Annotated in this window: 14 protein-coding genes; 3 read left to right on the top strand and 11 right to left on the bottom strand. The window is 77.0% G+C overall.

The window, feature by feature from the left end; translation table 11 throughout:
• The 6 genes from HLB09_RS07005 to HLB09_RS19860 form a co-directional block, all read right to left on the bottom strand.
• On the bottom strand, nucleotides 1-1,660 hold a 1,660-nt coding region (locus HLB09_RS07005; protein ID WP_171202674.1), incomplete at its 3' end, for a proton-conducting transporter transmembrane domain-containing protein.
• Nucleotides 1,657-1,959, bottom strand: coding sequence for an NADH-quinone oxidoreductase subunit NuoK (locus tag HLB09_RS07000; protein ID WP_171202673.1), 303 nt, complete (start codon nucleotides 1,957-1,959; stop codon nucleotides 1,657-1,659). The genes HLB09_RS07000 and HLB09_RS07005, both read right to left, overlap by 4 nt.
• Entirely contained in the window at nucleotides 1,956-2,528 is a 573-nt protein-coding gene (locus HLB09_RS06995) for an NADH-quinone oxidoreductase subunit J (protein WP_409372981.1), read from the bottom strand. Before HLB09_RS06995 ends, HLB09_RS07000 begins: the two co-directional genes overlap by 4 nt.
• 59 nt (nucleotides 2,529-2,587) lie before the next feature.
• Nucleotides 2,588-3,523 carry an NADH-quinone oxidoreductase subunit H gene (locus HLB09_RS06990; protein WP_171202672.1) on the bottom strand — a complete coding sequence of 312 codons (936 nt, stop codon included), beginning with the start codon at nucleotides 3,521-3,523 and terminating at the stop codon, nucleotides 2,588-2,590.
• Nucleotides 3,516-4,793 carry a hypothetical protein gene (locus HLB09_RS06985; RefSeq protein WP_171202671.1) on the bottom strand — a complete coding sequence of 426 codons (1,278 nt, stop codon included), beginning with the start codon at nucleotides 4,791-4,793 and terminating at the stop codon, nucleotides 3,516-3,518. Before HLB09_RS06985 ends, HLB09_RS06990 begins: the two co-directional genes overlap by 8 nt.
• Complete coding sequence (locus tag HLB09_RS19860; protein WP_212770688.1) at nucleotides 4,790-5,161, bottom strand: NADH-quinone oxidoreductase subunit A; 372 nt, start codon at nucleotides 5,159-5,161, stop codon at nucleotides 4,790-4,792. The genes HLB09_RS06985 and HLB09_RS19860 overlap by 4 nt, the downstream gene beginning before the upstream one ends.
• A gap of 129 nt (nucleotides 5,162-5,290) precedes the next feature.
• On the opposite strand from HLB09_RS19860, the gene HLB09_RS06975 reads away from it, so the two are divergent.
• Nucleotides 5,291-5,659: an ArsR/SmtB family transcription factor gene (locus tag HLB09_RS06975; RefSeq protein ID WP_212770687.1), complete on the top strand. Its 369-nt coding sequence runs from the start codon at nucleotides 5,291-5,293 to the stop codon at nucleotides 5,657-5,659.
• The gene (locus HLB09_RS06970; protein WP_171202670.1) at nucleotides 5,656-6,150 is read left to right on the top strand and encodes a GNAT family N-acetyltransferase; all 495 of its coding nucleotides are present in this window, start codon (nucleotides 5,656-5,658) and stop codon (nucleotides 6,148-6,150) included. The genes HLB09_RS06975 and HLB09_RS06970 overlap by 4 nt, the downstream gene beginning before the upstream one ends.
• A 122-nt stretch (nucleotides 6,151-6,272) precedes the next feature.
• Here HLB09_RS06970 and HLB09_RS19265 read toward each other — a convergent pair whose 3' ends face one another.
• The 3 genes from HLB09_RS19265 to HLB09_RS06955 form a co-directional block, all read right to left on the bottom strand.
• Entirely contained in the window at nucleotides 6,273-6,992 is a 720-nt protein-coding gene (locus HLB09_RS19265) for a DUF305 domain-containing protein (protein WP_171202669.1), read from the bottom strand.
• 95 nt (nucleotides 6,993-7,087) lie between these two features.
• Nucleotides 7,088-7,588: a hypothetical protein gene (locus HLB09_RS06960; RefSeq protein WP_171202668.1), complete on the bottom strand. Its 501-nt coding sequence runs from the start codon at nucleotides 7,586-7,588 to the stop codon at nucleotides 7,088-7,090.
• Between the two features lie 113 nt (nucleotides 7,589-7,701).
• A complete protein-coding gene (locus tag HLB09_RS06955) occupies nucleotides 7,702-8,133 on the bottom strand; it encodes a VOC family protein (RefSeq protein ID WP_171202667.1) in 432 nt (143 codons plus the stop codon).
• Between the two features lie 107 nt (nucleotides 8,134-8,240).
• Between HLB09_RS06955 and HLB09_RS06950 the strand changes: the two genes are divergently transcribed.
• A complete protein-coding gene (locus tag HLB09_RS06950) occupies nucleotides 8,241-9,293 on the top strand; it encodes a helix-turn-helix transcriptional regulator (RefSeq protein WP_171202666.1) in 1,053 nt (350 codons plus the stop codon).
• 51 nt (nucleotides 9,294-9,344) lie between these two features.
• Here HLB09_RS06950 and HLB09_RS06945 read toward each other — a convergent pair whose 3' ends face one another.
• Entirely contained in the window at nucleotides 9,345-10,007 is a 663-nt protein-coding gene (locus HLB09_RS06945; RefSeq protein ID WP_212770686.1) for a 4a-hydroxytetrahydrobiopterin dehydratase, read from the bottom strand.
• A gap of 62 nt (nucleotides 10,008-10,069) precedes the next feature.
• The gene (locus HLB09_RS06940; protein ID WP_171202664.1) at nucleotides 10,070-11,917 is read right to left on the bottom strand and encodes a PQQ-binding-like beta-propeller repeat protein; all 1,848 of its coding nucleotides are present in this window, start codon (nucleotides 11,915-11,917) and stop codon (nucleotides 10,070-10,072) included.
• Between the last annotated feature and the right edge of the window lie 275 nt (nucleotides 11,918-12,192).

Genomic DNA, 12,192 nt, shown 5'->3' with positions numbered 1-12,192 from the left:
CCCGCTCAGCGAGCGCGAGGACGCCGGCGACGACGGCGTCCGTCGCCGCCCCGAGCCCTAGCCACGCGCGCGCCCAGCCCGGCTCGGGCAGCCGGTCGGCGCGGACGAGGAGGAAGACGACGACCAGCGCCGCGACCGCCAGCACCCCTGAGACGACGAGCTCGAGCGCGCCGGCGCCCGCCGCGGCCGGGTCCTGCCCGAGCACCCGCGCGAGGAGGCGCACCTCGGGGGGCAGGCCGAGCACCGCCAGGCCCAGCGCCGCGAGCGCGAGGACGACGAGCGGCGCCTGCGCGAGCCGCGGCACCTCGCGGGTGCCCTGTTCCTCGCCGTCCCAGTGCTCGACGACGTCCTCGACCTCCTCGCCGCCTCGCGCCCGGCGGAAGACCACGACGAGCACCTTGCCGGCGTACGCCGCTGACAACGCCGCCCCGAGCAGGCCGACGGCGTAGAGCGCCGGCGACGTCTCGAGGGCGGCGTGGAGGACGGCGTCCTTCGTCGTCCACAGCGCGAACGGCGGCACCCCGGCCAGCGCGAGCGCGCCCATGGCGACGGCGCCGCCGACCACCGGCCAGATGCCCGCGGCGCCGCGCAGCCCGGCGAGCTGCTTGGTGCCGAGCGCCGAGAGCCACGCCCCGGCGACGAGGAAGAGCAGCGCCTTGACCGCCGCGTGCGCGACGAGCTGCGCCGTCCCGCCCGTCAGCGCGCCGACGCCGGCGGCGAGGACGACGAACCCGAGCTGGGCGGACGTCGACGCGGCGAGCAGCTGCTTGAGGTCGCGCTGCGCGAGCGCGACGACGCCGAGCGCCACCGCCGTCAGCGCGCCGACCCAGGCGGCCGTCGTCGCCGCCCACCCCGTCGCGGCGAGCAGCGGCTCGACGCGCAGCAGCAGGTACCCGCCCATGGCGACCATCGCCGCGGAGTGCAGCAGCGCGCTCACCGGGCTCGGGCCCTCCATCGCGCGCGAGAGCCACCACGAGAACGGCAGCTGCGCGGCCTTGCCGAGCGCGGCGACGAGGACGCCCGCTGCGACGACGTCGCGCCAGCCGGCGGGGAGGTCCGCAAGGTCTCCCAGCGCGAGACCGCTGCCGCCCAGGAGCCCGCCACCGACGGCGCCCGCGAGCGCGACGTAGAGCCCGAGGTCGCCCGCGCGGGTGGTGACGAACGCCGTCGTGCCCGCGGAGACGCGCCGGTCCTCGCGCCACCAGAAGCCGACGAGCGCGTAGGACGCCGCGCCCATGATCTCCCACGCGAGCAGCAGCGCGGGCAGCGTCGTCGCCGTCGCCGTCAGCGACACCGCCGCGGCGAAGAGCAGCATGAGCCCGGCGAAGCGCGCTCGGCCCTCGCGGACGTCGGCCCACGCGAAGACGAGGACGAGCAGCACCACCGCCGCGACGGCGAGGACGACGACGGCCGACAACCCGTCGACGCCCAGGCCCAACGGGGCGCCGGCGAGGAAGGGCGCCTGCACCGACGGGCGCCCGGCCGCCGCGAGCGCCGCCAGCCCGAGCGCGGCCGCCGCGGTGGCGACGGCGACGGGGAAGGCCGCGCGGTCGGCGACGGCGCGGCCACGGGGGCCGGCCGTCGTCCCGGCGAGCGCGAGCACGACGCCCACGACCGCGGGCCCGAGGACGAGCAGCACGAGGGCCAGCTGCGGCGTCACTGCTTCAGCTCCGCGGCCATGTCGGTCATGTCCGCGCCCGACGTGCGGTGCAGCAGCAGCGCGACGGCGAAGCCCATGGCCATCTCGACCGTCATCGCCGCGAGCACGACGACGAGCAGCACCTGCAGGCTCGGCTCCGGCGCGGTGAACCACCAGAAGCCCGCCGCGGCGAGGACGACGCCGTTGAGCATGAGCTCCAGCCCCATCATCACCATGACGACGACCTGCTGGGACAGCGCGCCGTACAGCCCCACCGAGAACAGGGCCGCGGCGACGACGAGCACCACCTCGAGGGTCATCGGCGGCCGCCCTGCGTCGTGCCGCGGAGGTCGTCGCCGAGCCGCGCGTACCGGCCCTGCGCCTGGGCGAGGACGACGCCGGCGACGATCGTCGCGAGCATCACCGGGCTCACGACCATCATCACGAGCATGTGGTCGCCCATGAGGGCGTCGCCGAGGGAGTACGTCGTCGCCCCGCCTTCAGTTGATCCGGCAGGGCCCTCGGGCGGCACGGAGGACCGCTGCGGCCAGTCGACGAGCAGGATCCCGACGGCCAGGACGACGAAGGACGCCCCCGCCGCGACGAGGGCCCGCCGTTTGCTGTGGACCATGGACATCGGCATGAGCGCCGGATTCATCCCCATGAGCATGACCATGAAGACGCCCATGACGGCCATCTCCATGAGCATCATGAGGACGACGACAACCCCGACGTAGTCCAGGTGCAGCGCCACCACGGCGGCCCCGACGGCGACGAAGGACGCGGCGAGCAGGTACGTCGCGCGCGCCATCGAGTCGACCTTGAAGACCAGGGCGCCGGTGACGACGGCGACGACGCCGAGCGCCGTCACTGCGACCCCGCGGAGCACCGAGAGGTCGGGCAAGGGGGTCTCGAGCACGACGCTGCTCATCTCACTGAAGGCCAGGCTCACGACCGCACCACCACCACGACGCTGACGACGAGCAGCTGCAGCAGCGCCGCGGGCAGCAGCACCGTCCAGCCGAGGGCCAGAAAGCGCTCGGGGCGCACGTCGGGCAGCCGGCGCCGGACGACGACGAGCGCCGCGGCGAGCAGCGCCGTCTTCACGAGCACCCACAGCCACCCGGGCAACAGCGGCCCGGAGCCGCCGCCGAGGAAGAGCGGGACGGCGAACGCCGCGCCGGCGACGAGCAGGCCCGCGCGCCCGGCGAGCACGAGCAGCCGGTCGACGCCGGACAGCTCGGCGAGGACTCCCCCGCTGATCGCTGCGCCGCCCGCCGGGGAGAGCGGCCCACGCACCGAGAAGGCGAGGACGCCGGTGCAGTAGACGACGAAGGCGACGGGCATCCACACGACGTGGGGCAGACCCGGCTGGGCGGCCGCGACGTCGCCGACCCGAAGGCTCCCCGCGGCGACGGCCGGCGCCGTGAGGGCGAACATCAGCGGCAGCTCGTACGCCATGGCCTGCGCGAGGAAGCGGTACCCGCCGGTCAGCGACCACGCCGCGTTGGGCCCCCACCCGGCGAGCCACACGAGCACCCACACGAGCACGTCGACGGCGTTGAACCAGACGACGCCGACGCTCGCGTCCGCCAGCACCCACTCCCCCAGCGGCACGACGGCCACCATGAGCAGCGGCGCGACGACGAACCCGCCGACCGCGACGTGCCGCAGCAGCGTGTCGGCCGCGACCGTCGTCCGACGGCGCTGGCGCAGGAGGCGGGCGGTCTCGACGAGGGGGTGCTGCGCCCCGACGGACGCCGAGCGGCCGGCGGCCCGGGCGGCGAGGGCGCCGTCGAGCGCGGTGACGCCGAGCGCCGCCACCCCCAGCAGCACCGCGGCGAGGAGCACCCACGGCACGGCGACCTGCACGACGTCACCCATGGGCGTGCCCGTGGTGGTGGGCGTGCGCGTCGCCGCCGTCGGCCTCGTCGCCGTCCTCGTCCTCGTCGTCGCGCGGGGCGAACGCGGCGAGGTCGTCGTCGCCGAGCGCGTCGGTCCGCAGGTCGAGCGCCGCGACGAGCAGCCGCGCCGTCACGACGTCGACGCCGACCAGCCGCTCGGGCAGCGCCTCCAGCGCCGCGCGGGTGCGGCGTCCCGGGTCGTCGTCGCGGGCGTCGGGGTCGAGGAGGCCGAGCAGGAGCGTCCGGACGTCGTCGCGAGTCCGACGCCGCGCGTCGAGTCCGACGTCGCGCAGGTCCCCTGGCGCTGAGGCCTGTGCAGCGTCGGACTCGGCACCGGACGTCGGACTCGACGTCGCGACGTCCGCCTCCCGCAGCGCCCACGCCAGCACCCGCGAGCGCTCCACCCGCCCTCGCAACCGCGCCGCCTCACCCCGGACTTCGTGCGCTTCCTCCGCCCCAGCGCCCCGTGAGGACGTCAAAAGGCTACGAAGTCCGCTGGGAGAGGGGGCGGAGCGCGGCGAAAGGCTACGAAGTCCGGCAGGGAGGGCGGCGTCGCGGAGGTGGACGGCGCGGGCGGCGACGTCGTCGGCGCCGGCGAGGCGCAGCACCTGCGCCGCGGCGTCGAGGCGGCGGGCGACGTCGTCACCCCGACGGGCGTCGTCCGCCGAGTCCCGGCGCGCAGCGGCGCCCGCCAGCACCTCCACCCGCGCGCGGACGACGACGTCGCCCGACAGCACCGTCCGCAGCACGAGTCCGGCGGGCCAGTCCGGCAGCACGGGCCCGAGGGGCACGCGGAGGACGTCCATCTCCAGGCCGTCGCGGAGGTCGTCCTCGCCGCCGGCGAGGTCCAGCCCCGCGGGGTGCATGTCGTCGCCGTTCTCGACGTCGGCCGGGACGAGGTCGCGAGACGCCGCGTCGGCGCGCTGGGCGTCGTCGTCGAGCAGCGACGCCGCCAACCCCTCCAGCGCACCCGGCACCTCGGACGGCGCGCTCACCGACGCCCGCGCCCGCGGACCGGGCATCTGCTCCCACGTCCGCTCGAGCACCTCGCCCCAGCTCTCGCCCGGCGTCCCGCAGACGACGACCGCGTCGGCGTCCGCGGGCGACGACGCCGCTCGCCAGCCCCGCTCCACCAGCGCCCGCTCGACGGCGGCCCGCGCCGCCCAGCCCCCGGGCACCTCGACGAGCAGCACCGCCGTCCCGCGCACCGCCCAGCGGGCCAAGACCCGCTGGAGAGGACGCAGGCTCACTGCCACGAGAACGCCCCCTCGCGGTGCGCCCACAGCACCCCGAGCAGGAGGACGCCGAGGAAGACGAACATCTCCACGACGGCCGAGAGCCCGACGTCCGCGACGACGAGCACCCACGGGTACATGAAGAGCATCTCGACGTCGAAGGCGAGGAAGACGACCGTCACCGGGTACCAGCGCGCGTGGTACCTCGAGAGGGCGTGCTCGGACGGGTGCCAGCCCGACAGCCACGGCCACGCCGTGAGCCCGCGCGGCGCGACGGCCGTCAGCCGGTGGACGGCGAAGGCACCCGTGACGCCGACGCCGCCGAGCACGAGGACGGCGAGCAGCCCCGCCCACCCGGACGTCGCCTCGGCTCCCGTCACCACGGACCTCCTGCGACGATCTGCCCGTACCGCTCTCTGGATACCCGGACGAGCGTACGGGTGTTGCTCGTCGCCGCGACCCGGCGACCTCTTCCGTCCCGACTGACGGCGACCGACCCGCCGAGGAGCCCCGTGGCCGACCACGTCCACCCTGTCGACGCCGACCGCGTCGCGCGCGCCAGGGAGCGCGTGCCCTCGCGCGAGGACGCCGTCGCCATGGCCGACGTGCTCGCCGTGCTGGCCGACCCGACGCGGGCTCGGGTGCTGCACGCGCTCGACGCCGTCGAGGAGCTCTGCGTCGGCGACCTGGCGCTCGCCCTCGACGCGAGCGAGGACGCCGTCGGCTACGCGCTGCGGGTGCTGCGCGGCGCGGGTCTCGTCACCAACCGCAAGGCCGGTCGCGTCGTCTTCTACCGTCTGGTCGCCGGCTTCCCCGCCCCGCTGCGCGAGCACTGCCTGCGCGCGCTCGTCGACCTCACCCGCGGGGAGCCCGCACCGTGACGACGGTCGACGTCGCCCCCGTCGACGTCCGCGACCCGGCGGTGCTCGCCCTCGTCGACGCCCTCACCGCCGAGCTGGCCACGGGCGGCTACACCGAGGACGAGACGTTCGGCTACACGCCGGAGCAGCTGGCGGCCTCGGCGGTCCACCTCCTCGGCGCCAGCGTCGGCGGGGCGCTCGTCGGCATCGCCGGCGTCGAGCTCGACGACGCGGGCGCCGGCGAGCTGAAGCGCTTCTACGTCGTCCCCGCGCACCGCGGCTCCGGCGTCGCCGACGCGCTGCTCGAGGCGCTCGTCGCCCACGCGCGCGAGCGCGGCGCCACGGCCCTGCGCCTCGAGATCGGCGACGCGCAGGCCGCCGCGCTGCGCTTCTACGCCCGCCACGGGTTCACGCCGATCCCCCGCTTCGGGCCGTACGTCGACTCCGCGACGTCGGTGTGCCTGGAGCGGCGCCTCGACGGGCCGGCGCAGCCTGGCGTTCGCCCGGGCTGACACCACCAGGCCTGCCTGACCGGCCGACGGCGCCGCCCCGCGGGACGACACCGTCGGCCGAGCCTTCCCAGCCCCGTCAGATCAGCCCTGTCGGACCAGCCCTGTCAGTCAGCCCGGTCGGATCAGCCCTGGGCCAGCAGGCCCTCCATGGTGGAGATCTCGGCCTCCTGCGCGGTGATGATCCGCTGGGCCAGCTCCCGGACCTGCGGGTCCTGGGCGTCCTCGAGGGCCGTCTCCGACATGGAGACGGCGCCGCGGTGGTGCTCGACCATCATCGTGAGCCACATCCGGTCGAACTCGGCGCCGGACGCGGCTTCGAGGGAGGCCATGTCCTCGGGGCTCATCATCCCCTCCATGCCGGACGCGCCGCCGTGGTCCGTGCCCTCGTGGTCCATGTCCTCGTGCTCCATGCCCTCGTGGTCCATGCCCTCGTGGTCCATGCCGTCCATGGACATGCCCTCGCCGGGCATGCCCTCCGGCACCGGCTCGCCGTAGGACTCGAGCAGGGCGCTCATCTCGTCGATCTCGGGCTGCTGCTCCCCCTCGATCTGCTGGGCCAGGGCGGTGACCTCGGGGTCCTCGCTCCGCCCGTCGACGAGCTGCGCCATCTCCGTCGCCTGGCGGTGGTGCGGGATCATCCCGGTGAGGAAGGCGACGTCCGCCGCGGAGGCGCTGGCCGAGGAGCCCGCCGAGGCGCTGGGCGCCGACGAGGCCACCGGCGCGGGCCCGCCCGCCTCGACGTCGTCGCCGCAGCCGGCGAGGACGAGGGCGGCGGCGAGCGCGAGGGCTCCCGCGGCGCGGCGGGCGGTGGGGCGGGTGCTGGTGGTGCGGTGGGTCGTCACTGGTGCGGTCCTCCGGTACGGGTGCGGAGCCGCGGCCCCGGGCGGGGCGCGGCGGACGGGTCGTGACCGACGGCGGTGCCGCCGGTGACGACCTGTCACACCCGCCAGAGGCAGAGCTGCGCGCGGGAGAGGTGCGTCCACGGAGGTGCGGTGAGGGGCGGGACGACGGGGACGCGCAGCACGGCCCGCGCCGGACACCACGCCCTCGGCGGGCGACGACGGGAGCGGCTCGCGACGACGGCGGCGAGCGCCACGGCCCCGGCGGTGACGACGGCGAGGCACAGGTGCAGCAGGACGTCCGCCGTCCCGCCCGCCGGGCTCTCGCCCGATGAGCGGACGTCGTCACCCGCGACGACGGCGCCGACCACCGCCGCGGCCGCGTGGCCGTCGTGGCCCGCCGTCGTCCCGGCCACCGCGACGTGGGCGCCGCGGTCGACGGACGCCGCCCCGTGGTGGCCGTGCCCGGAGGTGAGCCCGTGCATGCCCACGACGCCGAGGACGGCGGCGAGCACGAGCAGCAGCCGCAGCAGGGCGGCGCCCGGTGCGCCGTCCGCACGACCGACGGGCCGCGGACGGCTCGTCGCTCGATCGCTCACGGGAGACCTCCGGAGTGGTGGACCTCCACGGTACGACTACCCCCCGGGGGTAGGCCCGGGGGTAGGCCCGGGGGTGGGCGTGGGGGGCGTCGTCCGCTGGTCCGGTCGGGGCGTCATCCCGCCCAGGGGGCGACGACGTCGAGCACCCAGGTGACGCCGAAGCGGTCGGTGACCATGCCGTACAGCGGCGCGTAGCCCGCCGGCGCCAGCGGCGCGCGGACCACGCCGCCCTCCGCCAGGCCCTCGAAGATGCGGGTGACCTCCTCGGCGTCGTCACCGCGCACCGAGACGAAGAGGGGGTCCTCGCCGCGGCTGTAGGGCCGGGCCGGCGGGACGTCGTACGCCATGACCGAGAAGCCGGACGGGGCCGTGACCTGCCCCCACTTCACCTGGTCGGGCACCGCGCCGTCCGCGGCGTCGGCGTCGTCGCCGCCCTGGGCGAAGGTGAAGGCCATGACCTGACCGCCGGTGACGGCGGCGTAGTGGTCGAGGGCCTCGCGGGCCTGGCCGCGGAAGTTGAGGTGGGTCGTGGTGGTGACGCTCATGGCGGGCTCCTCCGTCTCGCCCCGGGGCCGTGCGCCCTGGGGACGAGGTCCACCGTGGCGGGGGTTGCGGTCAGGTCCTGGCCTCGACGTCGGCCATCCTCGACGTCATGAGCGGCACACCCGGACGGCTCCTCACCCTGCTGTCCCTGCTGCAGGCGCGCCGCGACTGGCCCGGCAGTCTGCTCGCCGAGCGCCTCGAGGTGAGCCCGCGCACCGTCCGCCGCGACGTCGACCGGCTGCGCGAGCTCGGCTACCCGGTGCGGTCCACCACCGGCCCGGACGGCGGGTACCGCCTCGGCGCCGGCGCGGACCTGCCGCCGCTGCTCTTCGACGACGAGCAGGCGGTGGCCCTGGCGGTGGCCCTGCAGCTGGCCACCGCGAACGGCGTCGGCGGCGGTGACGCCGCCGAACGGGCCCTCGCGACCGTGCGCCAGGTACTGCCCGCCCGGCTACGGGCGCGGGTGGACGCCGTCAGGGTGACCCCGCTGGCGACGGGCGCCGCGCCGGTCGACGAGGCCGTCCTGCTCGCCGTCACCGCCGCCGTCCGCGCGCGGGAGGTGCTGCGCTTCGACTACGCCTCACCGTCGGACCCGGCGGACGCCGAGCCGAGGCCGCCCCGCCGGGTCGAGCCGCACGCCGTCGTGGCCCGCGGCGGCCGCTGGTACCTCCTCGGCTGGGACCCTGCCGCGCCGGCCCGCGGGGGCGCGGGGACCGGCGACTGGCGCACCCACCGGCTCGACCGCATGACGCCGCGCACCCCGACCGGGCCGCGCTTCACCCCGCGCGAGGTCCCCGGCGGCGACCCCGCCGCCTTCGTCGCCGCGCTCTTCCGCGGCTCGCACGACCCCGGCGGGTCCGGCGCCTGGCCGTGCGAGGGCCGGGTCGTCGTGCACGCCCCCGCGACCGAGGTCGCCCCGTACCTGGCGGACGGCGCGGTCGAGGCGCTCGACGACGACCGCTGCCGCATCACCGCGGGCGCCTGGTCGTGGACCGGCCTGGCGGCGTCGCTGCTGCGCCTGGGCGCCGACGTCGAGGTCGAGCGGCCGTCCGAGCTGGCCCGCGCTTTCGCCGAGCTCGCCGAGCGGTGCGCCCGGGCAGGAGGACGTCCGCCGCCGACGGGGAGGACGGAGCAGCGACCTCGGGGGCGCCCGAGCCCGTGACCTGCGACGACGCCCTGGCACCGCCCCTTCGTCCTCCCCGGCGGCAGCTGCTCAGCGGTCGAGCGCCGTGCACACGCAGGCGCGGTTGCCCTCCGGGTCCTCGAGGACGACGAACGACGGCGCCGCGGACTCGTCGACGACCCGCGCCCCCGCCGCGACCGCCGCGTCGATGCGCGCCTGCGCGACGTCGTGCGGCACCCACACGTCGAGGTGGAAGCGCTGGCGCGGCACCGCGTGCGCGTCGGTGCCCTGGAACCACAGCAGCGGGGTGCGCCCGGTCCGGTCGACGACGTCGTTCCCGTCGAGCGCCCCCGCGTCGCCCGTGAGCAGCGCGGCCCACACCGGGCCGACCGCGGCGAGATCGGCGGTGTCGAGGGCGACCTCCACCTGGGCGAGCGCGTGCGGCTCGGCGACGAGGCCCTCCTCCGCCGCGATGTCGCTGATGCGCCGGGCGAGCCGCAGGTCGCGGCGGGTGACGCGGCCGACGTCGTGGCTCACCGTCCGGACGTCCACGCGGGTCATCCGCAGGTCGACGTCGGGGTGGTGGTCGAGCTCCTCGGCCGCCGCGACGACGGCCGCCACGAGTGCGAGCCCGGCCGGCATCCCGCCGGTGCGGAACCGGGCGTGCAGCCCGTTCGCGAGCAGGCGCCAGTCGTCGAGCCCGGCGTCGGAGACGTCCTGCACGGTGATGCCCTGCGCGGGGGTGTCGGCCACCCGCGCGAGCATGTCGCCCTCCGCGGGGCCGCGCACGCTCCGCCCGGGCCCCGGTGGGTGGGTCACCGCAGCCGAGAGACGACCCCGTGCAAGGCGTCGACCACGAACACGCCGCCCGGCGTCGCTCGGACGCGGTCCTCGACGTCCATGGACACGGTCTCGCGGCGCTCCAGCGGGGGCATCGCGAAGTCGTCGGGCGGCATGACGGCCAGCTCGACGCCGCGGCCCGTCCACGGCTGGACCAGCACCGTCGTGAGGCGGCCGTCGTCGACGACGTCGTCCACGCAGGGTGTGACCACACCGTCCCCCAGCAGGAGCCCGTCGACGCAGAGCGGGACGTCCACGCCCTGCCACCGTCCCGCCACGAGGCGGCCCGGCACCGCGCGTCCGTCGTCCGTCGCGGGGACCTCGCCGTAGACGACCCCGTCGGAGACGTCGAGCACCTCGGCGTCGACGAGGGCGTCCGGCGGGACGGCGGACGAGCCGTCACCGGCGTCGAGGACGTCGACGACGGCGGTCACCTCCCCCTCGGTCGCCTCGACGTCGAGGTCGACGACGAGCGACTCCCCCTCACGCCCGTGCGTCGAGAGCCGTCCCCGCACGTAGGCGTCCTCCCCCGTCTCGCCCGTCCGCGGCAGGGGCCAGGTGCGCCGCCAGGCCTCGCGCCCGGTCGCCTGGTCGACCGCGACGGCCACGGCCTCGTCCACCCCGCCGTCACCGCCGGGGCATCGCTGGAGCTCGACGACGGTGGACGCGGTCCCCACGGCGTCCATGCGCCCGCACGCGCTCGGCAGGGGGAGCGTCCAGTCCTGCGACGTGCCGTCCGCCGCCCAGCCGACGAGGGCGCCGGCGTCCTCGTCGAGGCCGACGAGGTGCGTCCCCGACATGCGCAGCGCCAGTCCTCCCAACGCCGAGCTCGCGACGACCGCGTACGGGTCGTCGGTCGAGCGCAGCACCTCGCCCGTCCGACCGTCGAGCGCGACGAGCCTGCTGCCCGAGTCGGTGCCCGACCGGAGCAGCACGACGACGTGCGACCCGTCGGGGCTCGCCCCCACCCCCTGCGTCCGGACACCGGAGACCTCGTACCGCCAGCGCTGCTCCCCCGTGCGCCCGTCGAGCGCGACGACGCCCTCGAGAGAGCGGTGGGCGATCCCGGCACCGGCGGGCACGACGTCCTCCGACCGGAGCACCTGGCCCGGCTCGGGCTGGACGGCCCACGCCACCTCGGTGGGCAGCGTCAGCGGACCCTCCTCCGCCGCCGGCGCGGAGGCCGCCGTCACGGACCTGACGGGGGCGGCGACCGCGACGGCCGTGACGACCACCCCCAGGACGGCCGCGAGGGCTCCTCCCAGCGCCGCCGCAGCGACACGACGCCCGCGGGGCACGAGCCCCGAGCCGTCCTCGACCGCCGCGACCTCCGGGTCCGGCCCGAGCGTCCAGTGCCGCGGCGCGGTGCTCCGCGCGGCCAGGGCGCACAGGACGGCGGCCAGGGCTGCTGAGGCCGTGCCCACGACGGGGAGGGTGGCTCCCGCGTCCGGCAGGCCGCCTGCCACCTCCGCCACCATCACGAAGACCGCTAGCGCCGTCGCGAAGCCCAGCAGCACGACGGCGACGACGGCGCAGGCGCGGGGCCCCGGCAGGTCGGCGCCGGGCCGGCGCGCCGAGCGGAGCCCGGCGAGACCGGCGAGGCCGGCCAGCGCCAGGAGGGCCACCAGCGACCACCGGGTCGGCGCCTCCGTGAAGGGCCCCGTCCCGCCCGTGGTCGCGACGACGAGCAGCGCGACCCCGCCCAGCACGAGCCCGAGCGCTCCCGCCGTCGACCACCGGCGGCCGCGCGCCCGGCGCGCGGCCCGCTCCGCAGCGCCGTCGCGCTCGTCGTCGCCGACGACGTCCCCCCGCTCGTCCTCCACGCCCGGAGGTTGGCACACCGGTCCGGCGCGACGTCCTCGGTGCCGGGGAGATCCGCCGGTCGAGGCACGAGAGCCCCCGCATCGGGCGTCCGGGGCACACTCGGCGCCACGGGGCGGAACGCGGAGGCGGCTCCGCTCGACGAGGAGGACGCGTGGACGACCGACGGGTGCTGTGGGTGACCGGGGGCGGCTCGGGCATGGGCGCCGCGGCAGCGCGCAGGGCCGCCGCGGCGGGCTGGCGCGTCGTCGTCAGCGGCCGCCGGCCCGACGTCCTC

Source organism: Pseudokineococcus marinus, assembly GCF_013004605.1.
Classification (GTDB): Bacteria; Actinomycetota; Actinomycetes; order Actinomycetales; family Quadrisphaeraceae; genus Pseudokineococcus; species Pseudokineococcus marinus.
This window is presented reverse-complemented; position numbering and strand designations above follow the sequence as displayed.